The organism is Promicromonospora kroppenstedtii, from assembly GCF_044389675.1.
GTDB classification, from domain to species: domain Bacteria; phylum Actinomycetota; class Actinomycetes; order Actinomycetales; family Cellulomonadaceae; genus Promicromonospora; species Promicromonospora kroppenstedtii.
This window is the reverse complement of record NZ_JBIRYI010000001.1, coordinates 225,166-249,105: the sequence shown is the minus strand read 5'-3', so window position 1 is coordinate 249,105 and position 23,940 is coordinate 225,166. Positions and strand designations below refer to the sequence as shown.

15 protein-coding genes are annotated in these 23,940 nt (G+C 73.3%); 7 read left to right on the top strand and 8 right to left on the bottom strand.

Annotated features, from left to right (window positions below; translation table 11 throughout):
- Positions 1–417: 417 nt before the first annotated feature.
- Both ACH47X_RS01110 and ACH47X_RS01105 read left to right on the top strand, forming a co-directional pair.
- Positions 418–2,202 carry an HNH endonuclease gene (locus ACH47X_RS01110; protein WP_397401498.1) on the top strand — a complete coding sequence of 595 codons (1,785 nt, stop codon included), beginning with the start codon at positions 418–420 and terminating at the stop codon, positions 2,200–2,202.
- A gap of 35 nt (positions 2,203–2,237) precedes the next feature.
- On the top strand, positions 2,238–2,966 hold the full coding sequence (locus tag ACH47X_RS01105) for an aminotransferase class IV (protein ID WP_397400591.1): 729 nt from the start codon (positions 2,238–2,240) through the stop codon (positions 2,964–2,966).
- A gap of 22 nt (positions 2,967–2,988) precedes the next feature.
- Here the strand turns inward: ACH47X_RS01105 and ACH47X_RS01100 are convergent, their stop codons facing one another.
- Positions 2,989–3,447 carry a winged helix-turn-helix transcriptional regulator gene (locus ACH47X_RS01100; protein ID WP_397400589.1) on the bottom strand — a complete coding sequence of 153 codons (459 nt, stop codon included), beginning with the start codon at positions 3,445–3,447 and terminating at the stop codon, positions 2,989–2,991.
- A gap of 70 nt (positions 3,448–3,517) precedes the next feature.
- On the opposite strand from ACH47X_RS01100, the gene ACH47X_RS01095 reads away from it, so the two are divergent.
- The gene (locus tag ACH47X_RS01095; RefSeq protein WP_397400587.1) at positions 3,518–4,927 is read left to right on the top strand and encodes an MFS transporter; all 1,410 of its coding nucleotides are present in this window, start codon (positions 3,518–3,520) and stop codon (positions 4,925–4,927) included.
- 61 nt (positions 4,928–4,988) lie between these two features.
- On the opposite strand, the gene ACH47X_RS01090 is transcribed toward ACH47X_RS01095, so the two are convergent.
- Positions 4,989–9,029 carry a S8 family serine peptidase gene (locus tag ACH47X_RS01090; RefSeq protein WP_397400585.1) on the bottom strand — a complete coding sequence of 1,347 codons (4,041 nt, stop codon included), beginning with the start codon at positions 9,027–9,029 and terminating at the stop codon, positions 4,989–4,991.
- A gap of 185 nt (positions 9,030–9,214) precedes the next feature.
- On the bottom strand, positions 9,215–10,060 hold the full coding sequence (locus ACH47X_RS01085) for an alpha/beta fold hydrolase (RefSeq protein ID WP_397400583.1): 846 nt from the start codon (positions 10,058–10,060) through the stop codon (positions 9,215–9,217).
- A 108-nt stretch (positions 10,061–10,168) separates the two neighbouring features.
- Here ACH47X_RS01085 and ACH47X_RS01080 point away from each other — a divergent pair, with 108 nt between their 5' ends.
- The gene (locus ACH47X_RS01080) at positions 10,169–12,916 is read left to right on the top strand and encodes a helix-turn-helix transcriptional regulator (protein WP_397400581.1); all 2,748 of its coding nucleotides are present in this window, start codon (positions 10,169–10,171) and stop codon (positions 12,914–12,916) included.
- 241 nt (positions 12,917–13,157) lie between these two features.
- Here ACH47X_RS01080 and ACH47X_RS01075 read toward each other — a convergent pair whose 3' ends face one another.
- Positions 13,158–14,468: an MFS transporter gene (locus ACH47X_RS01075; RefSeq protein ID WP_397400579.1), complete on the bottom strand. Its 1,311-nt coding sequence runs from the start codon at positions 14,466–14,468 to the stop codon at positions 13,158–13,160.
- 73 nt (positions 14,469–14,541) lie between these two features.
- On the bottom strand, positions 14,542–15,549 hold the full coding sequence (locus tag ACH47X_RS01070; protein WP_397400577.1) for a hypothetical protein: 1,008 nt from the start codon (positions 15,547–15,549) through the stop codon (positions 14,542–14,544).
- Positions 15,550–15,665: 116 nt separating this feature from the next.
- Between ACH47X_RS01070 and ACH47X_RS01065 the strand changes: the two genes are divergently transcribed.
- Positions 15,666–19,463: a S8 family serine peptidase gene (locus ACH47X_RS01065; RefSeq protein ID WP_397400575.1), complete on the top strand. Its 3,798-nt coding sequence runs from the start codon at positions 15,666–15,668 to the stop codon at positions 19,461–19,463.
- A 306-nt stretch (positions 19,464–19,769) separates the two neighbouring features.
- On the opposite strand, the gene ACH47X_RS01060 is transcribed toward ACH47X_RS01065, so the two are convergent.
- Positions 19,770–20,378 carry a hypothetical protein gene (locus tag ACH47X_RS01060; protein WP_397400573.1) on the bottom strand — a complete coding sequence of 203 codons (609 nt, stop codon included), beginning with the start codon at positions 20,376–20,378 and terminating at the stop codon, positions 19,770–19,772.
- A 43-nt stretch (positions 20,379–20,421) separates the two neighbouring features.
- The gene (locus tag ACH47X_RS01055) at positions 20,422–21,276 is read right to left on the bottom strand and encodes a S1 family peptidase (RefSeq protein ID WP_397400571.1); all 855 of its coding nucleotides are present in this window, start codon (positions 21,274–21,276) and stop codon (positions 20,422–20,424) included.
- Between the two features lie 393 nt (positions 21,277–21,669).
- Here ACH47X_RS01055 and ACH47X_RS01050 point away from each other — a divergent pair, with 393 nt between their 5' ends.
- Both ACH47X_RS01050 and ACH47X_RS01045 read left to right on the top strand, forming a co-directional pair.
- On the top strand, positions 21,670–22,428 hold the full coding sequence (locus ACH47X_RS01050; RefSeq protein WP_397400569.1) for a C40 family peptidase: 759 nt from the start codon (positions 21,670–21,672) through the stop codon (positions 22,426–22,428).
- Positions 22,429–22,549: 121 nt separating this feature from the next.
- Positions 22,550–23,182: a class I SAM-dependent methyltransferase gene (locus tag ACH47X_RS01045; protein WP_397400567.1), complete on the top strand. Its 633-nt coding sequence runs from the start codon at positions 22,550–22,552 to the stop codon at positions 23,180–23,182.
- Here ACH47X_RS01045 and ACH47X_RS01040 read toward each other — a convergent pair.
- Positions 23,169–23,897, bottom strand: coding sequence for an SDR family oxidoreductase (locus tag ACH47X_RS01040; RefSeq protein WP_397400565.1), 729 nt, complete (start codon positions 23,895–23,897; stop codon positions 23,169–23,171). The two genes, ACH47X_RS01045 and ACH47X_RS01040, sit on opposite strands and share 14 nt — an antisense overlap.
- Between the last annotated feature and the right edge of the window lie 43 nt (positions 23,898–23,940).

Here is a 23,940-nt window from a genome sequence, read left to right as displayed (position 1 = left end):
GTCGCGCTCTGAGTCCTCAGAACGTGGCCACGCCCGCGTTCGCCATGAGCGCTGTTCGTTGCGACGCCGCGCCCGTGCGGCCACCACGGGCAAGCACATTCGGGTCATCGCGGCTGCTTGTCCACAGGCCGAGCGGCCGAGTTCTGCTATTGGCAGAGCGGGCCGATTCGACGAGCGGTGCGTACAGGTGTGCGATAGGTTGATGGCATGGCGCGAACCAGTGATGGAGTACCAGCACGAGCAGGCGGAGAGCCTGCTCTGTCGGTGCTGCCCGGAGACGGGTCCGAACTGCCTGGCGGGGCGGTGCTGCCCGGTGGGGCGGTGCTGCCCGGTCGTGCCGGGACGTCCGGTGCGGCCGCGACTGGCGGGGCCGTCGATGTCGCGGGGGTGCGGGCGGTGCGGCGGGCCCTGGCGGAGATGATCTTGCCCGGTGCCACTGACACTCCCACCGGTGTGCCCGGAGTGGTGCAGGCGCAGTGGGTGGACCTGCTCGGTGAGCTGGAAGCCGTGAAGAACGCGGTCACCGCGACCCAGGCGCGGCTGGCGGTCGCGTTGGACGAGGCGACCCGCGCCGACGAGGCCCGGCAGAGCATCCGGGCCGAGCGGCAAGGGCGGGGTGTGCCCAACCAGGTCGGCGCGGCGTTGCGGGTCGGCCCGCATGCCGGGGCCGGGTTCGTGTCCACCTCCAGGGTCTGGATCACCCAGATGCCCCACACGTTCACCGCCCTGCAGGCCGGGGTCCTCTCGCAGTGGCGGGCCACGCTGTTGGTGCGGGAGACGTCCCACCTGTCCCTGGAACACCGGGCCCTGATCGACGAGGAGATCTGCGGCCCCACCCACCTGACCGAACTCGCGACGATGAGCACCCGACGGCTCGTGGCCCGGATCAAGGAACTCGCCGCCCGACTCGACGTGCACGCGTGCGTGAACCGCAACGCGAAGGCGGTCTCGGAACGCCGGGTGTCGATCCGTCCGGCACCGGACCTGATGGTCTACCTCACGGCCCTGGTGCCGATGGCCCAAGGAGTGCAGGCCTACGCCCAGCTCAAGACAACCGCCGAGGCTGCAAAGGCCACGGGTGACGAGCGTGGGATCGGTCAGATCATGGCCGACACCCTCATCGAACGCGCCACCACCCGTGAACCCGGGCAGGCGAATGATGTGCCGGTCACGATCAACCTGCTGGTCTCCGACGACACGCTCCTCGCCACCGGCAACCAGCCCGCCGTCGTGGTCGAGGGTGCCCCGGCCGGTGCGGGCGTGGTCCCGGCACCGGTCGCCCGCAATCTCGCAGCCCACGCGATCGACACCGACACGGCCTGGTTGCGGAGCATCTACGTCAACCCCCACGGGCGCCTGCTGGCCACGACGTCCACGTCACGGTTCCACCCCCAAGGACTCACCAGCCTGCTACGAGCCCGCGAACAAGGGATCTGCGCCACCGTCTGGTGTGACGCGCCGGTCCGGCACACCGACCACATCACCCCGCACGCCGAGGGCGGCCCGACCAGCCTCGACAACGGGCAGGGCCTGTGTGCCAGGTGCAATCACGCGAAGCAGGCACCGGGCTGGTCGCAGAAGACGACCCAGCACAACGGACTCCACGCCGTCGAGACCATCACCCCGACCGGGCACACCTATGTCTCGGTCGCGCCCACACCACCAGCCCCAGCCAGGACAGGCGCCACCACGCCTAGCCCCGACATGACTACAGCCCCAGGAACAGACCCGTACCCGAACAGGACAGCACCCGCCGACTCGCCGGGAACGGGCCAGACAAGCCGAGACGCCGCCACGACCCCTGACCGCGACACGGTCGTGCCCGGTGAGAAGCGCGCGTCGGCAACCAGCGACGGTCACTCGTCGGCAACCGGTGACAAGCACGCATCGGCGACGAGTGTGCCCGGTCCCGGCCAGGACACGACCCCGACCCCGACCCCGACCCGCAACGTCACCGCCACCCCGCCCTGGACCCCCGCGGTCGGCCTAACCGGCCCCGCGCCCGGCCACACCCCACGCAGCCGCTACTCCATCGGCTGCCACACCACACCCGCCCACAGCCCCATCCCCTACCGACCAAGCCCACCACCCCGCCGACCACGCCCGGCCCAGCAACCACAGCACCGCCCAGCCAACCGAGCACCCGACCGAGCCCGCACCCGCCCACGCCGACCCGACCTCTCCTGGACCCACCCCACCTGACCACCGCCACCGCACCAACCACCTAGGGTTCGTGGGTGCGCATCGAGACCGACGGCCACCCCGCGGACCCCGCCGACCTGTTCAGCACCTACGGCCATTTCACAGCCATGCAGGTGCGCGACGGCGGCGTCCAGGGCCTGAGCAACCACCTGACCCGGCTCGACGCCGCGCACCGCGAGCTGTTCGGCCGTCCGCTGGAAGAAGACCGGGTCCGGGACCTCATCCGGCACGCGCTGGACGGCACGGCCGACGCCGCGGTGCGGGTCACGCTTCGGCACGCCGAGCACGTCGTCGTCTCCGTGGCCGACCCCCGCGACCCGCCGTCCGCGCCCCAGCGGCTGCGCTCGGTCCCCTACCTGCGGCCGTTCCCGCACGTGAAGCACCTGGGCGGGTTCGCCCAGGCCGAGTGGGCCCGCCGCGTAGGCCTTGAGGGATACGACGACGCCCTGCTCACCGCCCCCGACGGCGCCGTCGCGGAGTCGTCGATGGCCAACATCGGCTTCCTGGAGCCCGACGGCGCCGTCGTCTGGCCGGACGCTCCCCAGCTGCACGGCACGGCAATGCGGCTGGTCGAGGCCACGACACCGTCGACCAGTCGAACCGTCCGGCTCGGCGACGTCGGCAGGTTCGCCGGGGCGTTCCTGGTCAACTCCATCGGCGTGGTCGCCGTGGCGTCGATCGACGACGTACCGCTGTCCGACGCCGGGCCCCTGCTGGCCGGACTCGTCGACCGCCTCGCCGCGGTCCCCTGGGACCAGGTCTGAGCCGCGACCCGTCCGGCCGGTCTCAGCCGGCAACCGGGTCCGCGTTGGCCGCCTCGAACGCCTCGCGGGCCTCGGCGATCTGGTCCTGGTGCTCCTCGGTCCAGGTCACCAGCGCCTGGGTCGTCGCCAGCAGGGTGCGGCCCAGCGCGGTGAGCTCGTACTCCACGCGCGGCGGCACCTCGGGGTAGACCGTGCGCGAGACCAGGCCGTCGCGCTCGAGGTTGCGCAGCGTCACGGTCAGCATCCGCTTGCTGATGCCGTCGATCTCCCGGCCCAGCTCACCGAACCGGAGCTTCTTCTCGTCGAGCAACGCGATGACCAGGAGGGACCACTTGTCGGCGATGCGGTCCAGGATCTGCCGCACCTGGCAGTCCTCGCGGACGTCCCACTGGAACGGGTCGCGGTCCGCCCGGCACTCCGCCAGCTCCGCGGCGGTTACCTCGGGAGAACCCGGTGACGTCGAAGTGCCTTCTTGTGCCATCCGTCGATCGTGCCCAACGATCGTCATGGTTACAAGTGGTAACCATGCGGATCCGAGCGAGGAGATCACTGTGACGGACACGAGTGCGGTCGCACCACCGACCACCGCGACCCGGACGAGCTGGGGAGTGCTCGCCGTCGTCTGCGGCGCGCTCTTCCTGGAGGGCATCGACATCGCGATGCTCAACGTCGCGGTGCCCGCCATCGCCGCGGACATCGGCCTGGCGACCGCCGACGCGCACTGGGTGATCAGCGCCTACGTGCTGGCCTACGGCGGGTTCATGATCCTCGGCGGACGCACGGCCGACCTCGTGGGCCGACGCCGGACCTTCCTGGTCGCCCTCGCGGTGTTCGTCGTCTTCTCCGGCCTGGGCGGTCTGGCCGACGACGCCTGGGTGCTGGTCGTCGCCCGGTTCGTCACCGGCGCCACCGCGGGGTTCATGACGCCGGCGGGCTTCAGCCTGCTGACCACCAGCTATCCCGAGGGTCCGCTCCGCGACCGGGCACTGGCGATCTACGGCGCGATCGGTGCGGGCGGGTTCACGCTCGGCGTCGTCGCGGGCGGTTTCCTGACCGACGCGGGCTGGCGCTGGGTGTTCTTCGCGCCCGTGATCGTGGGGGCCGCGCTCTGGTTCGCGGGCCGCCTCGTCGTCCGGCCGGACCCCGTGACCGACGTGCCGCGCGGTGGGTTCGACGTCGGCGGCGCGGTCACGCTGACATCGGCCATGGTCGCGCTCATCTACGGCGTGGTCGCCCTCGGCGAGGGCGGGCACGTGGTGGCGGGCGTCGCCGCGTTCGCCGCGGCGGCGGTGCTGACCGGAGCCTTCGTACTGATCGAGCGGCGGGCGAAAGACCCGCTGCTGCGGCTGGCCGTGCTGCGCGAGGGACTGCTGCTCCGCGCGAGCCTTGCGGGCATGTTGGTCATCGGCGCGTTCTTCGCGTTCCAGTTCCTGATCACGCTCTACCTGCAGGAGTACCGGGGCTGGTCCCCGGTCGCGACGGGACTGGTCTTCGCCGTCATGGGCGCCGACATGATCATCGCGCCGCTGGTCACCCACCGCCTGGTCCAGCGGTTCGGGAACGTGCCCGTGCTGGTGGCCGGGATCGCCGCGGGCGCGGTCGCGTTCGTCCTGGCCCTGCGGCTCGACGGCGCCTGGGGCTACCTCGACCTGCTGCCCTCGCTGCTGCTCGTCGCGGTGATGTTCGCCCTGGTGTACGGGCCGCTGACCGGCGCGGCCACGGCGGGCCTGGCCGAGGCCGAGCACGGCGTGGCCGGCGGTGTGGTCTACACGGCGTTCCAGTTCGGCGCCGCGCTGGGCGTCACAGCCGCCACGATCGTGCTGGTGGACGGGCACGACTCACCTGCCGGAGCAACCGACTACCAGCGCGCGCTGCTGGTGCCCGCCGTCGCAGCGGTGCTCGCCCTGGCGCTCGGGATCGCCTCCTGGGTGCGCGGTCGCCGCCCCGCCGTCCGCCCCTGACGCCCCACCGCCGGTCGAGCTTGTCGAGACCTGGGCCTCGACAAGCTCGACCGGCGAAGGTCTAGCCGCAGTACTCGTTCAGCTCGAAGTCGTGCACCACCGTCTGTCCCTTGACGATGCGCGCCGACTTCGACTCCGGCGGGTACCCCGTCGCCGAGCTGAGCAGCGTCAGCCGGTTGTTGGACACCCCCATCCAGCGGGCGTAGCCGCCGTCCGGCCCCGTCACCAGCGTGACGTCGTACTCGGAACCGTCGATCACCACGAACGCACCTTCGAGCGGCACCGTCTCGTCGTCACACGTGGCGCCCGTGACCGTGCCGGCGATCTTGCCCCAGCTCGTGGGCGGGGTCACCGAGAGCGACACCTCGACGCGGGGCTCGCTGTACGGCGTGCCACCGTCGGCCACGACCTCCGAGGTGTAGGTGCCCGGCTGGTCCACCCGGCTGCTGTCGAGGTCGACCAGCACCTTGGCCGACTGGCCCGGGGCCAGCGTGAACGCCGGCGGCTGCACGTCGAGCCACGGCACGTCGACCGTGGTCTCGCCGGTCACGTTGAGCACCGTGTGCATGTCGGGGAACCCGAGGTCCGCCACGGTGGCGGGCTCGGGCGTGCCGCAGTCGTCGGAGGCGAGATACGACGGCGCCGTCTCCGGCTCCGCGTTGGAGCCGATGAAGAACTCGTCGGCGCTGACCACCTCGACCACGAGCGTGCCGGACGCGGTGCCGGTGACCGGCACGTCGACCAGCGTGAGCTCCTGGGCGTCCAGCGTCACGTCGGACGAGCCCACGAGCGTCATGTTCTCGTAGACGAAGTCCCCGTCGAGCTCGTACAGGTTGACCGTGACGTTACTGCCCGCCGCGGCCGTCTCGACGCCGAACGACACGTCGGTCACGGCGAGCTCGCCCTGGATGTCGAAGTCCTCCAGGGTGAACGTCCGCAACCACTGCGTCTGGCTGCCGACGCAGGCCACCGAGTTGCCCATGGTGATGTCCTGCGACGAGGAGTGGGTGATCGTGGTCCCGTCCGCGAGGAGCGCCGGCGGGGCCGACGGCGTCGCCGTCCGCCCGGGGTGCTTCCCGTTCCGGGCCAGACCGTCGTCCTTCGCGGCCGCCACGCCCTTGGCGCCCGCCGACGCCGCCGTGGTCACCTCGGTCGTCCGACCGGTCGCACCCTTGATGACGCCGGTGCCCGACGCCGACCCGAGGATCTCGAAGTCGGACGACGCCGGCGCCACCTCGACGTCCGCGGGCGCGGTGCCCTCGTTCGTCACGGTGAACGAGCCGGACCGGGTGCCGCCCAGGCGCACCTCGCGGGAGATCTGCTCCGGCGAGACGGTCAGGAGCGGGGCCGCGAGCTCGACGTCCTGCCGGGTGATCGCGTCGGCGACGACGGTGACCGTCGCCTCGGTGGACTCGTAGTCCTTGGCGGAGTAGCCGACCTGCTGCTCGCCGACCTGCGGGGAGAACAGCGAGTAGAACCCGGCGCCGACCGTCGGGTTCTCGGGGTCGACGGTCGTGGCGCTCTGCTCCCCCGCGGTCACCGTGGCGCCGTTCACGCCGTCACCGGTGTTGAGGTCGTGCACGAACCCGGAGACCAGGCCGCCCTCGATCGGGGTGCAGGCGCCGATCGCGACGTTGTCGACCTGCCACCACAGGGCGTACACGGCGTCGCCGTAGTGGAACCGGACCCGCACGTCGGACTGGTCGGCGGCGGCCGTGATCGGGACGACCGTGTGCCCGAGCGCGTCGGACGTCTGGTGCAGCACGGTCTCCCAGGTCTCCCCGCCGTCGAGGCTGAGGTCGACGTCGGCGAAGTCGCCGATCGCGCCGTACGACTGGTCGAACGTCAGGAGCGGCGCCTCGACGCCGCTCAGGTCGTACGCGGGCGAGGTGAGCGTGGTGTCCTGCGCGCCGTCCTCGCCGTAGGCGTCGCTGTTCACCTCGGCGAACAGGCCCTCGCCGCCCGTCATGTTGCTCGCGCCGAACCGGTCGTCGAACGTCCAGACCTGTTCGGTGCCGGCCAGGTCCTCGACGGTCCAGCCCTCGGGCACGTCGCCCGACTCGAACTCCTCCGTGGCACCCGCCCCGACGAGGTCGTAGCCGGGGGCCGTGCACTCGGAGAGCACGGGGATCGCGGCGTCGGCGGAGACCGGGCCCGTGCCGACCTCGACCGCCTGGGTGAACGCGGCGTAGCCGGTCACGGACGGCTGCACGACGAGCGTGTGCGTGGCCGACTGCGGCAGCTCCAGCGAGTACTCGCCGGTGAACGGGTCGGTCCAGGTGGCGACGCCGCTCGGCGCGCCCTGCACCGTGACCTCGGCGTCGAGCGGCCAGCCGTGGCCGGAACCGTCGGTGACGGTGCCGCTCACGGTCGTGGTCGGCGCGGCCTCCAGCGTGACGTCCACCGTGACCGTCTCGCCCTCGACGACCTCGGCCTGTGCCGTGGCGTCCAGGTACCCGAACGCGGAGACGGCCAGCTCGTGCGTGCCCTCCTCCAGACCCAGGCGGAACGCGCCCTCGGCGTCCGTGGTGTCGGAGCGGTCGCCCGTGGTCACGCGCGCCCCGCCGACGGGCTCGCCGTCGGCGTCGGTCACGGTGCCCGCGACGAAGCCGAAGCCGTCGGTCGGCGCGGCGGCGACGAGCGCCGCGACGTCGAGCTTGCCCTCGCCCCACACGTTGTTGTCGGCGGGGGTGCCGCCGCAGGAGTCGTCGGCCACGTCGACCGAGGTCTGGTCCAGCAGGGCCTGGGTGCCCTCGATGTCGCCGACCAGCACCGGCGCCGCGCTCCACAGGAGCGCGACGGCGCCCGCGAGGTGCGGGGAGGCCATGGACGTGCCGCTGAACTCGGCGTAGTCGCCGCCCGGGACGGACGAGCGGACATTGTCACCGGGGGCGGCCAGGTTCGGCTTCGTCTCGCCGTCGGCGCCCGGGCCACGCGACGAGAACTCGGCGATCTCGCCGGACTCCCCGAACGCGCCGGCCGCGTAGGTGGCCACGTTCGCCCCGGGGGAAGACGTCGACTGGCAGCCGGCCTCGCCCGCGTTGCCCGCGGCCCACGCGCCGAAGATGCCCGCCGCCTCCCAGGCGGCGATCTCCTCGGACATGAAGTCGTCGATGGCGCCCGGCTCCTGCTGCCCCCACGAGTTGTTCACGACGTGCGGCCGCTGGGACGGGTCGGGGTCCGAGCCGTCGGCGCGCGTCGGCGCCAGGATCCACTGGCCCGAGGCCAGCAGGTCGGCGTCGGAGCAGGAGGCGCAGCCGTTGGCCGCGATCCAGTCGGCGCCCGGTGCGACGCCGACCTGGTTGCCCTCACCGTCGTCGCCCACCATGGTGCCCATGACGTGCGTGCCGTGGGCGTCGCCGTCGCACGGCGAGCCGTCGCAGAATCCGCCGGCGTCGAACCAGTTGTAATCGTTGCTCAGACCGTCCGCGCCCAGGTAGCCGCGGTAGTGCTCCAGCAGCGCGGGGTGCTCGACGTCGACGCCGGAGTCGATGTTCGCCACGGTGATGCCCTCGCCGGTGAACCCGAGGTCCCACACGTCGGGGGCGCCGATCGCGTCCAGGCCCCACTCGGTCGCGAGCGGCGCGCGCTCGGTCGCGGCCTTGCGCTCCACCGGCTCGACGGGCTGGGCCGCGAACCGCTCGTGCACCTGCTCGACCTCGCGGTCGGCGGCCACCTGCTCGGCGAGCTCCTGCGTGCCGTCCTGCACGAGGATCGCGTTGCTGATCCAGTAGGACTCGAAGTCCACGCCGGCGGCCTTCAGGTCGGCGACGACGCCGGACTGCGACGCCTTGGCCGTGCGGGTCAGCTCGTCGTAGACGTACTGGCCGCGCTCGTCCCAGTCGGTCATCGCCTTGGCGGGCGCGAGGTCCGGCCGGTCGGCGAACCGGATCCAGAAGTCGGCCGACTCCTTGGTCTCCAGCCGGGTCTGCACGGCGGGCGTGATCTTGTCGGCGGCGCGGTCGGGGACGTCGGCGGCCACGACGGGCGCCGTCCCCGCCGGGACCGGGGTGCTCGCGAGCGCCGGGGTCACGCTCACCGTGGTGGCCAGCAGTGCGCCGACCGCTGCGAGAGCGATCGGCGCGCGTCGTCTGGTTGGCATGCGACTGTGCATCTTGCCTCCGGGGTGCAAGCGCCCTGAGCTGGGCGCAACCACTGGTCCACGTACGTGGGCCACGTGACACTCTGGAGAGAGCGGGCGAAAAGGGCAACGAAAGTGTCCTGCTCACCCGCTGTCCGCCGCCTGGGAACCAGCACCCAGGCGGCAGACGGCTTCCGGGAGGGGTCTCAGCTGTTCCGGGCAGCGTCCAGAATGACCCTGGTGACGGCGCCGGGCTGGCTGATCATCGCGACGTGGGAGCTCTTGAGCTCGACCGTCGTGGAGCCGGCGCGCTTCGCCATGGCCCGTTCGGCCTGGGGCGGGATGATCCGGTCGTTCTTGGCCACGATGTACCAGCTCGGGATGTCCTCCCAGGCGGGCGGGCCGGACGGCGTCCCGAGCGAGCTGAGCGTCGCCGGGCGCTGGGTCGCGGCCATGAACCGCGCCTCGTCGCGCGGCAGGTCCGGGGCGAACAGCCGCGGGAACCAGACGGGGTCGATGTACGCGTCGGCGTCGTTCTCCGGTGCCCCGGGGTAGGGACGCAGCACGAGGTGGTCGATGACCTCGGGCGGCGGGCCACCGCCCAGCGCGTTGGCGTCGGCCACGGTCTCGCCCTCGGCGAGCGCGAAGCCCGCCACGTAGACCAGCGCCTCGACGTCGTCGTCGCCGGTCGCGGCGTTGGTGATGACCGCGCCGCCGTAGGAGTGGCCCACCAGCACGATCGGTCCCTCGATCGTGTCGAGGAACAGGCGCAGGTACTCGCTGTCCGACGTCGGGCCGCGCAGCGGGTTGGAGAAGGCGATGACCGGGTAGCCACGGTCCATGAGGCGCTCGGAGACGCCGGACCAGCCGCTGGAGTCGGCGAACGCGCCGTGGACGAGCACGATGGTGGGCTTGGTGTGATCACCCGGGACCCCGTGGGAACCGTGCGAGCGGGCCGGCGTGGTGGAGCCGGTCACGGACGAGAGAGCGAGCAGTGCCGTGGCGAGCGCGGCGACCAAGGCGGTAGGGCGGGTGAAGCGTCTCCTGGCCATCGGTATGTCTCCTGTCGTGGTACGGACACAAAAGATCATCCGCAGCGGACCGGGTGAATGGACCACGTGAACCACGTAGTCCCTCCGGTACCGACCTACCGTGGGCGGATGGAGACCGCCGCCACCCCTCTGGGGCGCGACGAGGAGCTGCGTCGGCTGGCCACGCTGCTCCGCGGTGCACGCACCGGCCGCGGCGGGTCGCTGCTGGTCCTGGGTGAGCCGGGGATCGGCAAGACCTGCCTGCTGACCGAGGCGACGCGCGTGCCGGGCCTGGCCGCGATCCGCCTGGACGGGTACGAGTCGGAGTCGACCATCCCGTTCGCGGCGGTGCAGCGACTGGTCACGATGCTCCGCGAGCACTGCGCCGGACTGCCGGAGCGGCAGCGGGAGGCGGTGCGCGTCGCGTCGGGCCAGACGGAGGGGCCGCCGCCCGACCGGTTCCTGGTGGGCCTGGGCGTGCTGGGGCTGCTCTCGGCGGCCGCGGACCGCACCCCTGTGGTGTGCGTGGTCGACGACGCGCACCTGATCGACGCCGAGAGCCTGGACGCCCTCGCGTTCGTGGCCCGGAGGCTCGCGGTGGAGCACGTCGCGGTCGTCTTCGCGGCGCGGGACGACGGCGGGTTCGCGGAGCGGATGGGCGGCGTGCCGCAGCTCGCCCTGACCGGGCTGGACCTGGAGGCCGCGGTGCAGCTGCTGAACCGGTCGGCGGCGCAGCCCGTGGCGCCGTCGGCGGCCGCGGCCATCGCCCGGGCGACCGGCGGCAACCCGCTGGCGCTCATCGACCTGGCGGGCGACGTCCTGGTGCACGAGCTGCCCGACCTGGGGCTGGGCGGCGCGCCCGTGCCCGTCGGACGGCACCTGGAGGAGCACTACGTGCGGCAGGTGCGGCGCGCCGACCCCCACGTGCAGGCCTGGGTGCTGCTCGCTGCCACGGACTCCACGGGGAACATCGACCTGCTGGCCGCGGCGGCCGCCGACGTCGGCCTCGATCCGGGCGGCGGCGACCGGGCCGAGCTCGCCGGCCTGGTGGAGCTGCAGCCCGTGGTGCGGTTCCGGCACCCGCTGGTGCGGTCGGCCGTCTACAACGCCGCCCCCGGCCCCGAGCTGCGCCGCATGCACGCGGCGCTCGCGCGGGCGGCCGAGGGGCTCGGCCTGGTCGAGACCGCGGCCTGGCACGCCGCCCGCGCCGTGCTCGGCACAGACCCGGCCGTCGCCGACCGCCTGGCGCACACCGCGGACCTGGCCGCGCGGCGCGGAGGGCTCGCCTCGCGCGCGACGATCCTGACCCGCGCCGCCGAGCTCACGCCGCCCGGGCCGGTCCGCGGGGCGCGGCAGGTCGGGGCGGCCGAGGCGGCGCTGTCCGTCGGGGCCGTCCACCTGACGCAGCGGCTGGTCGACGAGATCGACCTGACCACCGTCGACGTCACCACGAGCGGCCGCGTGATGTCGGTGCGCAGCACGCTGGCCCTGTTCACGGCGGACCCGGACGGCGTGCGCGGCGCCACCGCCGCCCACCTCGGCGCGGCCGACGCGTTCCACGGCCAGGACCCCGAGCGCGAGCAGGTGGCGCTGCTGCGCGCGTTCGAGTCGTGCTGCACCGCCGAGCGGCTCATGCTCGGCGTCACCCGGGAGGACCTGGGGCGGCGACTCGCGGCGGGCGCGGACCTCGCCGAGGGGCCGGCGGCCGACGTCCTGCGCGGTCTGGGCGCCCTGGTGCTCGCCCCGTACCCGCAGGCCGTAGGCCCCGCGCGGGCCGCGTTCGACGCGCTGCTCGCGCTGCCCGACGCCGAGCTGATGCACATGGGCACCACCATCGCGTCGCTCGGCACGTTCCTCTGGGACGACGCCGGCCGCAGCGCCGCGCTGGTCCGCGCGGCCCAGGCGGCGCGCGACTCCGGGGCGCTGCAGGTGCTCGGCACGCTGCTGTGGGTCATGGCCCTGTCCGAGCTCTGGGGCGGGTCGCTGCGCAGGGCCACCAGCTACGACGAGCTGGTGCGCGAGGTACGCCGCGCCATGGGGTACGACGCCGAGAACGTGCCCAACGTCGCCGTGCTGGCCTGGACCGGAGCGCCGCGGCCCACCGTCCAGGCCATCGCGGACGGCGCCGCCGCGACCGGGTTCGGCGGGGTCGAGGGGTCGGCCGTGGCGGCCCTGGCGGTGCGCGACCTCGCCGAGGGTAGCTATCAGGACGCCTACGAGCGGCTGCTGCCACTCGTCGAGGACCCGTTCCTGCACGTCACGCCGCACCAGTACCCGGACTACGTCGAGGCGGCCGCGCGCAGCGGGCACCCGGCCGAGGCGGCGCGGGCGGCCCGGCTGCTGTCGGCCCTCGCGGACGCGAACGCCTCGGCCTGGTGCCGCGGGGTCGCGGAGCGGGCGCTGGCGCTGGCCCTGGCCGACCCCGACGATCCCGAGCCGCACTACCGGGCCTCGATCGAGGCGCTGAGCGGCACGGGCGCGGAGATGGACCGGGCCCGGTCCCACCTGGTCTACGGGGAGTGGCTGCGCCGGGCCCGGCGGCGCCGCGACGCGGCCGAGCAGCTCCGGCTCGCCCTGCAGCAGCTGCACCACAGCGGCGCCGAGCTGTTCGTGGCGCGCACCGTCGCGGAGCTGGCCGCTCTCGGCACCCCGGGCGAGAGCGACGCCCCACCCCGGCGGTTCGGCCTGACGGCGCAGGAGTACACGATCGCGCGCCTGGCCGCGCGCGGGCGCACCAACCCCGAGATCGCGGCGAACCTGTTCATCAGCCCCAGCACCGTCGACTACCACCTGCGCAAGGTCTTCCAGAAGCTCGGCGTGACATCCCGGCGGCAGCTCGCGGACCGGCTGGCCCCGCGGGCCAGGGCGGCGCCCTAGCAACTCCCGGCCCCACGACGGACTGCGTGGTCCGCGCGCGCCCTGGGAGGCCGTGGCCGACCACGCACTGGCGTGGGCGCGGGAGCATGCGGCGACGGCGGACCCGGTGGGCTGAGCCTGCTCCCCGGGGCGCTGCTGCGCCACCCCCTTTGAGGCCTAAGTTTCTTGGCTTTGGAGCCGCCCAAAGCCAAGAAACTTAGGCCTCAAAGGGGAGCCGCTAACGCGGCCCCAGACCCGCGCGTCAGGACGACGGCGTCGGCGCCTCAGCCGGCTCCGGCGACTCCGTCCGTGCGCGTTCGACACCGTTGATCGCCGGCGTCACGCGCCGCCCGACGGCGTGGGCCGTGGCCGCGATACCGGCGCACCCGGCCACCACGACGCCGATGAACGCCCCGGACCAGCCGTGCTCCAGCAGCAGCCCCGCGACCACGGGCCCCGCGATGGTGCCGGCCTGGAACGAGCCCGAGCCGATGGCGTTGTACCGGCCGCGCAGGTGGGCGGGCGCCATGTCGTTGGTCAGGGCGGGGAGCACGGACTGCATGAGGGTCTCCCCCAGGCCGAACACACCGTGGAACGCCAGCACGATGACCACGGCCGCGAGGCCGCCGGGTATCAGGCCGGTGACGCCGAGCAGCAGCCAGGCCGCGGCCCAGACGACGGCCATGAGCGCGAGGACGCGCGTGCGGCGTCGTCCGCTCACGCGGTTCATCACCCAGAACTGCAGTGCCACGATCACCACGGTGTTCACCACGAACGCGAACCCGACCACGCGCGTGGAGACCTCGGCGACCTGCCGGGCGAAGGCCGGAAAGCCGCCCTCCATCTGCCCGTAGCCCACGAACGCCGCCAGCAGGCCGAGCGCCGAGAGCCACAGCACCTCGGGCCGGCGCAGGATCGCGAGGTAGCTCTCGCCGCCGGCCTCGGCGTCGTGCGGCCGGTCCACGCGGCCGTGCAGGTGCCGCAGCGGGCCCAGCAGCACCACGATCGGGAGCAGGAACGTCGCGGCGTTGACCAGGAACGCCATGACGAACGTGCCGGGCCGCCCGACGTCGACCACGAGGCCGCCCACCACGCCGCCCACGCCGACGCCGAGGTTGAGCAGCGCGAAGTTCACGCCGTAGTACCGCTGCCGCAGGTCGCCGTCGACGACCGTGGCCACCAGCGCGTTCACCGACGGCCAGCCGACGCCGAGCTGCACGCCGAACAGCGCGAGCCCGGCGGCCGCGACCAGCGGCGTCGTGGCGAAGGCCAGCACCGAGTAGCCCGCCACGGCGAAGAACAGGCCGGTCAGCATGACGCGGCGGGCGCCGTAGCGGTCGACCAGGGCGCCGGCCGGGCCGGTCACGAGCACGCCGACCACGGCGATCAGACCCATGAGCGTGCCGGACAGGGCGAGCGAGAACCCGCGCACCTCGTGCAGGTAGATGATCGTGAAGGGGAGCGTCAGGCCGCGGCCGAAGAACTGCACCACCACGGTGGACAGCAGCCAGCGGCCGTCCTGCGGCAGGTCCGCCCAGAATCCCAGGGCGCCGGTGCGTGGAGAAGAGGTCACGGGCCGATCCTCGCCCGGGGCCGGGCGGCGCGGAAAGCGGATTTCGGACGGCACCGTGCCGGCGTCGCGAACGTCACACGGGCACGGCCCCCGCCCGCACCCAGCCGCGCGTCGCGGCGTGCCAGCCGAGCTGCACGCGGGTCTCGACGCCGGCCAGGTCCATCAGCGCGCGCACCCGGCGCTGCACGGTGCGCAGCGACGTGCCGAGCTGGTTGGCCACGGCCTGGTCGGTCAGCCCGGCGAGCAGCAGGCCGAGCACGCGGGCGTCGTCGTCGTCCACGTGCTCCACCACGTCGCCGGCCAGGCCCGACGTGCCCACGAGCAGCGGCGTCGAACGGTCCCAGACGTTCTCGAAGAGCGCGAGCAGGGCGTCGAGCAGCGTGCTCTCGCGGACCAGCAGCGCGCCGACGACGTCGCCCGACGACGTGAGCGGCAGCAGCGCGAGCCGGCGGTCGATGAGGATGAGCTTGAGCGGCACCCGCTCGGCGAACCGCACGTCCTCCCCCGCCTCCGTGGCCTCGACCGCCTCGTCGACCGTGACGGCCTGGCTCTCCAGCATGCTGCGCTCGACCACCACGCGGTACTGCACGCCGCGCTCGACGGCCTGGCCCTCGGCGGAGTTCTCCTGGCTGGACGTGACGATCACCGGCGGGCGGACGAACGCGTCGACGCACTCGCGCGCCCCGAGCTGGAGCTGCTCGAACCGGTGCCGCACGGCGTCCTCCCCCCGGATGACGTCGACGACGTCGGTGGGGCCCCGACCCGCCGCGGCCACCCGGTAGACCTCCTCGAGCCGGCTGAGCTCGACCTCGGCGTGCCGCACCTCGTCCTGCCGACGGGCGAGCAGCGCGCCGAGCGCGATCGCGGGCGGCGCGGCGGCGAACCGCCGTTCGTCCCCGGTGAGCCGCGCGGCCAGGCCGTGCTCCTCCAGGCGCCGCAGCAGCCGGTGGGCGTCGCCCAGGGAGGTCCCGAAGGCGGAGAGCGCCGCGGCGAGGTCCGCCACGGTCGCCGAGGGCATGGCGACGAGCTCGCTGTACGCGAGGGTCTCGTCAGGGGTCAGTCCGAGCACGTCGCCGAGCATGGCACTCCTCCGTCACGTCGATGGGTGCCCAACTCTGGCGGAGTCACGACATGCCGTAAAGCCGCCACGATGCGCCTCTTGTGACGTGTCGCGACCGGCTGCGAGTGTCCACCTCCATGAGATCCCCAACCCGGCGCGGGCTCCCGGCCGCCACCCGGGCCGCCGCGGCAGTCGCCGCGACCGCCCTGGTCGCCGCGATGGCCACCACAGCGCACGCGACCCCCAGCAGCTCCGACCTCGCGGCTCCCGGCAGCTCGTCCGGCTCCGGCGGTTCCGCCCCCGACACCCCCGCGCTGGCCGACGGCCGCACAACCGTCACGCTGGTCACCGGCGACGTCGTCGACGTCACCACCTCCGGCGACGGCGCGCTGACCCTCGGCGTCGAGCCGGCCGGAGGCGGCGCCGTCCGCACCCAGCAGGTGGGTGACCACACCTACGTGATCCCGGACGCCGCGCTGCCGTACCTGGCGGCCGGCACCCTGGACCGGCGGCTGTTCGACGTCACGGCGCTGCTGGAGATGCGGTACGACGACGAGACCGTGGCCGCCACGCCGCTCATCCTCGAGCACACCGGCAGCCGGGCACGCTCCGCGGCGACCGAGCTGCCTGGCGCGAAGCGCACGCTGGACCTGCCGAGCATCGACGCGTCCGCCGTGGCCGCGAAGAAGGCCGAGGCGTCGGCGTTCTGGTCGGCCGCGACCACCGGCCCCGCACGCTCAGCGCGGTCGGGTGCCGAGGCCGGCACGTTCGCCGGGGGCGTCGAGAAGATCTGGCTCGACGGCAAGGCCGAGTCCACCCTGGACCACAGCACGGCGCAGGTCGGCGCGCCCGAGGCGTGGGCTGCGGGCTTCGACGGCACGGGCGCCTCGGTGGCGGTGCTCGACACCGGCATCGACGCGACGCACCCCGATGTCGCGGACCAGATCGCGCAGGCCGAGTCGTTCGTGCCCGGCCAGGCGGTCGACGACGACCGGCACGGGCACGGCACGCACGTCGCCTCCACGGTGCTCGGCACGGGTGCCGCGAGCGAGGGCCTGTACAAGGGCGTCGCCCCGGGCGCCGACCTGCTGGTCGGCAAGGTGCTCGACAACGACGGCTACGGCCAGGACTCCTGGATCATCGCGGGCATGGAGTGGGGCGCCGCCCATGCCGACGTCGTCTCCATGAGCCTCGGCGACTCCAGCCTCAACGACGGCACCGACCCCATGGCGCAGGCGCTGAACGCGCTGAGCGAGGAGACGGGCGCCCTCTTCGTCGTCGCGGCGGGCAACAGCTACGCGGAGGGCTCGCTCGGCAGCCCGGGCACGGCGGACGCCGCCCTCACGGTCGGCGCGGTGGACGACGGCGACGTGCGCGCCGACTTCTCCAGCTACGGCCCGCGCGTGGGCGACCACGCGATCAAGCCCGACCTGACGGCGCCCGGCGTCGGCATCGTCGCGGCCCGCTCGCAGCAGTCGGGCGGCGAGGGCTGGTACGCGTCGATGAGCGGCACCTCCATGGCCACCCCGCACGTCGCGGGAGCCGCGGCGATCGTCAAGGGTGCGCACCCGGAGCTGACGGGTGCGCAGCTCAAGGAGGCCCTGGTCTCCTCTGCGGCCGACATCGACGCCCCGGCGTACGAGGTGGGCACGGGCCGCCTGGACGTCCCGGCCGCGCTCGACGGCGTGGACGCGTCCGGCGGCGGGCTGCTCGGCTTCTACGGCTGGCCGCACGACGGCGACGAGCCCGCGAGCGCCGCTGTCACGTTCACCAACTCGACGGACGCCGACGTCACGCTCGCGCTGAGCACCGACGTCACGGGGCCCGACGGCGCGGACAGCGACCTGATGACGCTGTCGGCCTCTGAGGTGGTGGTCCCTGCCGGCGGTACGGCCGACGTCACGGTCACCGCCGACGCCGACGACGCGGCACTGGCCGGCAAGTACAGCGGCGCCGTCGTCGGTACGGACGCCTCGGGCGAGGTGACGGTGCGGACCGCCGTCGCGCTGGTCAAGGAGGAGGAGCGGTACGGCCTCGACATCACCGCGCTGGACCGCTCCGGCAAGCCGGCCGGCGGCTACGTGGACTTCTACCGCTACGGCGACCAGTTCGTCAGCAGCCTGCCGATCGACCCGGCCACGGGCGCGGTGCCGACGCAGCGGCTGGAGCCGGGCGTCTACTCCGCGACCGCGTTCCTCGACGTCGCCGGCTCGAAGGGTGCCGGCTCGACCGGCGTCGCGCTGGTCGGTGACCCGCAGGTCGTCGTGTCCGACGCGGACCAGTCCCTGGTGCTCGACGCCCGGGACGCCGACGAGCTGACGCTGCGGACGCCCCGCGCGAGCGAGGTGAGCTACCGGCGGTTCCAGTTCTTCAACGACTCCGGGATCGGCGGCCTGTACTCGACGTTCGGCGCCACGTATGCGGTGCCGGCCGACGTCGACTCGTTCTACGCGGCGAGGACCGGTCCCGTGGACAGCGCCGACTTCGACTTCGCCGTGCGGTGGCGCGCCACCGAGCCGGCGCTCGACGTGCGGGCCTGGGCTCCCCTGCCCGTCGCGTTCGACCCGGTCTACCAGGTCGGGTCGGCGCGGCTCGACGGCCGGGTCTCGCTGCGGGCCGTCGCGGCCGGCACGGGTACGACCGCCGAGTACGAGCGCGTGCGTGCTGAGGGTCGCGCAGTGCTGGTGACCAGGGACGACGCCGTGTCCGCCGAGGAGCGCGAGGCGGCTGCCCAGGCCGCCGGAGCCGCGCTGCTGGTGGTCGTCAACGACCGGCCGGGCTCGCTGGTCGAGTACGCGACGCAGGGTGACGTGCCCGTCGTCTCGGTGTCGTCCGCCCAGGGCGCCAAGCTCCTCGCGGCAGCTCGCAAGGGCCTGCTCACCCTCACCGGCAAGGCGGTCGAGTTCCCGACGTACCTGTTCGACGTGTCGAAGAGCTGGCCCGGCGAGATCCCCGCCGAGCTGGGGTTGGCGCCGTCGAGCCGGCAGCTCGCGACCGTGGAGAGCAGGTACAACGACACGCAGGAGCGGCTCGCCGTCGACGACCGCGCCGACTGCCGCGACTACCAGTGGCCGCCGTGCCTGAGCGTCATGGTGCTGCAGCCCACGGCGACGGAGCGCACCGACTACGTCTCCACGTACGACGACGTCGAGTGGTACGAGAGCGTGGACCACGAGAGCACCTGGGAGCAGCGGGGCGTGCGCCAGGCGTACGAGCCGCGCAGCACCACGGTGCGTGACTGGTGGGCTCCGGTGACGGCGCCCCGCACGGGCGACGGCTACTGGGGTCCGTGGCACGGCGGCGACTGGTTCGCGGTCAACGTCGCGCCGTCGAGCGGGCCGGCCGGCATCACCGGCGGCTTCCCGTGGGGTGAGACGCCGGTGACCTCGCGCCTCTACCAGGGCGACACCCTGGTGCGGGAGAGCATCGGACAGGCCGTCCAGGCCTCGGTCCCGGCGGTCGAGGGGCCGCAGGAGTACCGGTTCGAGATCGACACCGACGCCGCCGACGACGCCCACCGGTACTCGACGCGCACCCGCACGTCGTGGACCTTCGTGGCCGACCAGGCCGACGACGCCGTACCCGGCGAGAACGGCACGCCGCTCCCGCTGGTGCAGCTCGACTACGACGTCGACACGGCACTGGACGGCACCGTCCGGGCGGGCTCGACCGTGCCGTTCGCGGTGGTCCCGTACACCGTGCCGGGCGCGCCGCGGGCCGGTTCGGTGCAGGGTGCGACGCTGGAGGTCAGCTACGACGGCGGCTCGTCGTGGTCCAAGGTCTCGCTGCGGCGTGACGACGACCGCTGGGAAGCGCGCCTGCGCATCCCGTCCCGTGGCGCCGACCTGGTCTCGCTCCGGGCGACCGCCCGGGACGACGCCGGCAACTCGGTGACCCAGGAGGTCACGTCGGCGTTCGGCGTCGCCGGCCGCTGATCCCTCGCGAGCCGGGCCGGCGATCCTGTCGCCGGCCCGGTCGGGAGAGGAATGAACGGCCCGTCCGCACGTCTGCGGCCGTCCGTGACGTCGTGGGAAAGGTAGTCGCGCGGGGGCATGTTGCTGGGAGTAGACAATGTCCACTCTCCTTCAGCGCTGTCGCTCCATCCCCTTCGAGGCCTAAGTTTCTTCGCTTTGAGGCGACTCAAAGCGAAGAAACTTAGGCTTCGAAGGGGAACGGTCGCCGGGACCATTCCCCGGGGCCGCAGCTCGGCCGACGGCGGACGACGTCCCGCGGTGGTGAGCTCAGTCGCAGCTGTCGCAGACGCCCGTCGCCGGGAGCTGCATGTAGCAGGTGGGGCAGGTCGGCGGCGCCGGCTCCGGCTCCTGCGCGGCCGCCGCCCGCGTCTTGCCGGCGGCGCTCGCCCGCTGCTTGCCGGCCGCCGTCGTCCGCCCCGAGGGGGTCGCCAGCACGAGGCGCTCGTAGCCGCCCTCGTCCTTGCGCATGTCGACGGAGTCCTTGCTGAAGAACGCGGTCACCTCGTGTCCCGTACCGGGCGAGACGGCCACGTAGGTGCGCGTCGACGGGATCCAGATGCGGGACGTGTCGAGCCCGTCGGCAATGGCGCGCATCGCCGGGCGGTTCGCCGCGGGGACCTGGAGCGCCTCGAGGGCGGCGTCGAACGAGTCGAAGTCGTCGCGGCCGGGGTCGCCGTCGAGGGCGATGATGCACGACCTGCAGATCTTGAACTTCTGCCGGTCGAGCTCGGTCGCCGGCTGGAGCGTGGCCAGCCGGTTGGTGGTCAGGTGCTGGCAGTCCTTGCCGTGCAGCACCTTGCCGTAGGGAACTCGGTAGAGCAGCTCGATCGGGATATCCGCCCCTGCTTCCGCAGGGGTAACGATGGACGTGTTCACACTCCAGTATCGCGGCTCCGCGAACCTCCTCCTGCCACGGGTGTCATCTGCGGCGGAGCTCGGCCCGGATGAGGTCGGCGTAGACGTCCACCCTTGTGTACCCGCTGTAGGCGTCCGCGCAGACCGTGCCGTTGCGCGAGAGGATCGGCCCGAACACCCCGGCCAGCCGCCCGTCGATGACCAGCGGGCCGCCGCTGTCGCCACCGCACGCCGCGGGGCCGCCGTCGGGCACGCCGCCGCAGACGTAGAACCGGGGGTCGAGCTGGCGCGGCAGCGCCGGGTGCTCCTGGAACGCGTCGTTGCAGGTGGTGTAGTCGAGCATCGGGATGCGACCCCGCTGCAGCACGGGTGACGGGCCGAGCAGCCCGTCCTCCTCGTAGATGCCCCAGCCGAGGATGGTCGCCTGCCGTCCGGGCGCGTAGCGCCACGCGTCGTCGGCGTCGACCATGCGGAGGGTGCGGTAGGGCATGGGGTGCTCCAGGGTCAGCACCGACAGGTCGCCCCCGCCGACGAACACCGGCTCCCCCGGCTCGGCCGCGGGCGGCGGCACCCGGGGCGCGTTCCACACGGAGACGACGTCGCGGACGGTCCCGTTCCGGCGGTGCAGGTCGGTGCGTCCGCCGATGACCTGGAACTCCTCGGGCGTGAGGTCGGCGATGCAGTGCGCGGCGGTCACCACCTTGGTCGGTGCCACGAGGGTTCCCCCGCAGAACTGGCCCGACGGCGTCGTCTGGTCGCCGACGCGGCTGAGGAACACCATCCACGGGTACTGCCGGGTCGAGGCGTCGTCCCCGCCGACCACCGCCTGGGCAGGCGCGGCGGCGAGGGACACCAGCATCGCGACGGCGACGACGGGAGCGAGCAGGATGGAGGCGAAGCGTGCTCTGGTGGGCGTCATGCATCCGACCGTAGAAAAGGTCGCGGCCCCCTGACATCGGGATTGCCCCTGGTAGCGACCCTGGACGCGCCGCGCAGCGGGGTCAGGCCGGGGTCACGCCCAGCGGTCGCCGCGCCGGCTGGGCTCCTCGACCGGCGCCGCACACCGTGGTGGTCCGCGAGAGCACGACGGTGCCGGCAGGGGGCTGACGGCGGGTGCCGGGGGCCACTCCCCGACGGCCGACCGGTGGTCTGGAGCGTCCCGCGGCATACCCGGCGGGGCCGATCACGAAAAGATCACGCCAGGTGGGTCCCGCACCGCCGGAGGAGGCGCTAGTGTGGGCCCACCTCGGCTCGGCCCACCACGATGCCGCGTGTGCGCTTCAGTTTCCGAACCAGAAAGGTCCCAGCCTTCATGGATCCCAACCTCGAACCGGCCGCACTCCCCCGTGCACGCGGCCGGCACCGGGCGGCGCACCGCCCCCTGGCCGGCGTCGCGCGCGCCGCGGGCGAGCACGTCAGCTCGTTCGCCGGACGCGGTGCGGTGGTCGCGGCGGCCGGCGGCGGCGTGCTGCTGTCGCTCATCGCCACCCCGGCCCAGGCGGCACCTGCGACGACGGCGCTGCAGGGCCAGCCGGTCCAGGGCGCGCTCAACACCGCGGACCTCAATGCGCTGACGGCCCAAGCCCGGGAGTCGGTCTCCGCCTCGCCGATGATCACCGTCGCGGCGGACGCGCAGCTGACGCTGGAGAAGTCGGCCGTGTCCGTGGTCTCCGCGACGGAGAACGCCGAGTACCAGGCGCAGATCGAGGCGGAGGAGGCCGAGCGCGCCGCGAAGGAGCGGGGCGCGTCGGTGGTGTCCATCGCGATGCGGTACCTGGGTGTCCCGTACGTGTGGGGCGGCACCACGCCGTCCGGGTTCGACTGCTCCGGCTTCACGTCCTACGTCTTCGCCCAGGTGGGCATCGATCTGCCGCGCACCTCGTCCCAGCAGCTGTACGCCGGCACGCCGGTGTCGTGGGCCGAGGCTCAGGCGGGCGACCTGATCTGGACCCCGGGACACATCGCGATCTACGCGGGCAACGGCATGCAGATCGAGGCGCCGGTCCCCGGCAAGAGCGTGCGGTACACCAGCATCTGGCAGTCCAACCCGACGTTCCTGCGGGTCGGCTGAACCCAGGTCGCGCCTTCGGGCGGTGTTGCGGAGAGTAGACGATGTCGACTCCACGCAACACCGCCCGAGTCGTTTCGCGACCACCGTGCGACGGCGTGCGAAGACCACCGAGCGAGGTGCCATGGTCAGATCACCCGGACCCGACCGGGTCCGCCGGCACTGGGACCGGCAGGCGGCGGGCTACGACCGCAAGATGAACGGCGCCGAGCGCATGTTCGGCGACACCCGGGACTGGGTGTGCCGGCAGGCCACCGGGCTGGTGCTGGAGGTCGCCGTCGGCACAGGCCTGAACCTGGGCCTCTACCCCGCGCACACCGCCCTGACCGGGATGGACCTCAGCCCGGCCATGATCGACCTGGCCCGCCGGCACGCCGCCGAGCTGGGCCGTGCGGTCGAGCTGCGGGTCGGCGACGCCCAGCGGCTGGAGTTCGACGACGCCTCGTTCGACACCGTGGTCTGCACGTTCGGGCTGTGCGCCGTGCCCGACGACCGTGGCGCCGTCGACGAGATGGTGCGCGTGCTGCGGCCCGGCGGCCTGCTGCTCCTGGCCGACCACGTGGTCAGCACGTCGGCGCCGCTCCGGATGCTCCAGACGGTCGCCGAGGTGTACAGCGTGCGGTTCCAGAGCGAGCACTTCCGCCGTCGTCCGCTGCTGCACGTGGAGGCGGCCGGGCTGACCGTCGAGCGGCACGACCGGTTCAACCGGGGCATCATCGAGCGGCTCGCGGCACGCAAGCCCGTCACGCCGCCGTAAGGCCCGCCAGCGCACGGGCCATCGCGGCGTCGAACTCCTCCGGCGTCAGCGGGAGCCGGGCCTTGATGTCCCGGCTCCACTGGTCGGCCAGCACCTCGGCGGACCCGGCCTCGACCCCGTCGAGCGCGGCGTCCGCCAGGTCTGACGGCGAGATCTTGTCCACCTGCCAGCCCGCGGACATGTCGGTGTCGGCCAGGCCGAGGTGGACCGCGGTCACGAGCGTGCCCTGGTCGGCCAGCTCCAGGCGCACGCCGTTGGTCATGGCCCACGCGGCGGCCTTGGACAGGTGGTAGGCGTTGCCGCCCTTGACCCCGAACCACGACATCGCAGACAGGACGTTCACGACCGCTCCCCCGCCGCGCGCGGCGAGCGCCGGCGCGAGCTCGCGGATCATCATGAGGCCGCCGAGCACGTTGGTCTCCAGCTCGCGCCGTACGACGTCGAGCGAGCCGGTCACCAGGTCGGTCCCGGTCGAGATCCCGGCGTTGTTGACGAGCAGCGAGACGTCGGACGCCGCCCGCGCCGCGGCCCGCACGGAGGCCGGGTCGGTCACGTCGAGGGCGAGCACCTCGACGCCGGGCAGGTCCACGGTCTCGGGGCGCCGGGCGGTGGCGTACACCTTGCGGGCGCCCCGGTCGAGAAGCCGCTGGGCGAAAGCGCGGCCGAGCCCGCGGTTGGCTCCGGTGACGAGGGCGACTGAGTTCTTGATCTCCATGTCGGGTACGCTAAAACCTGACGTTGACGTCAGGGTCAAGTCT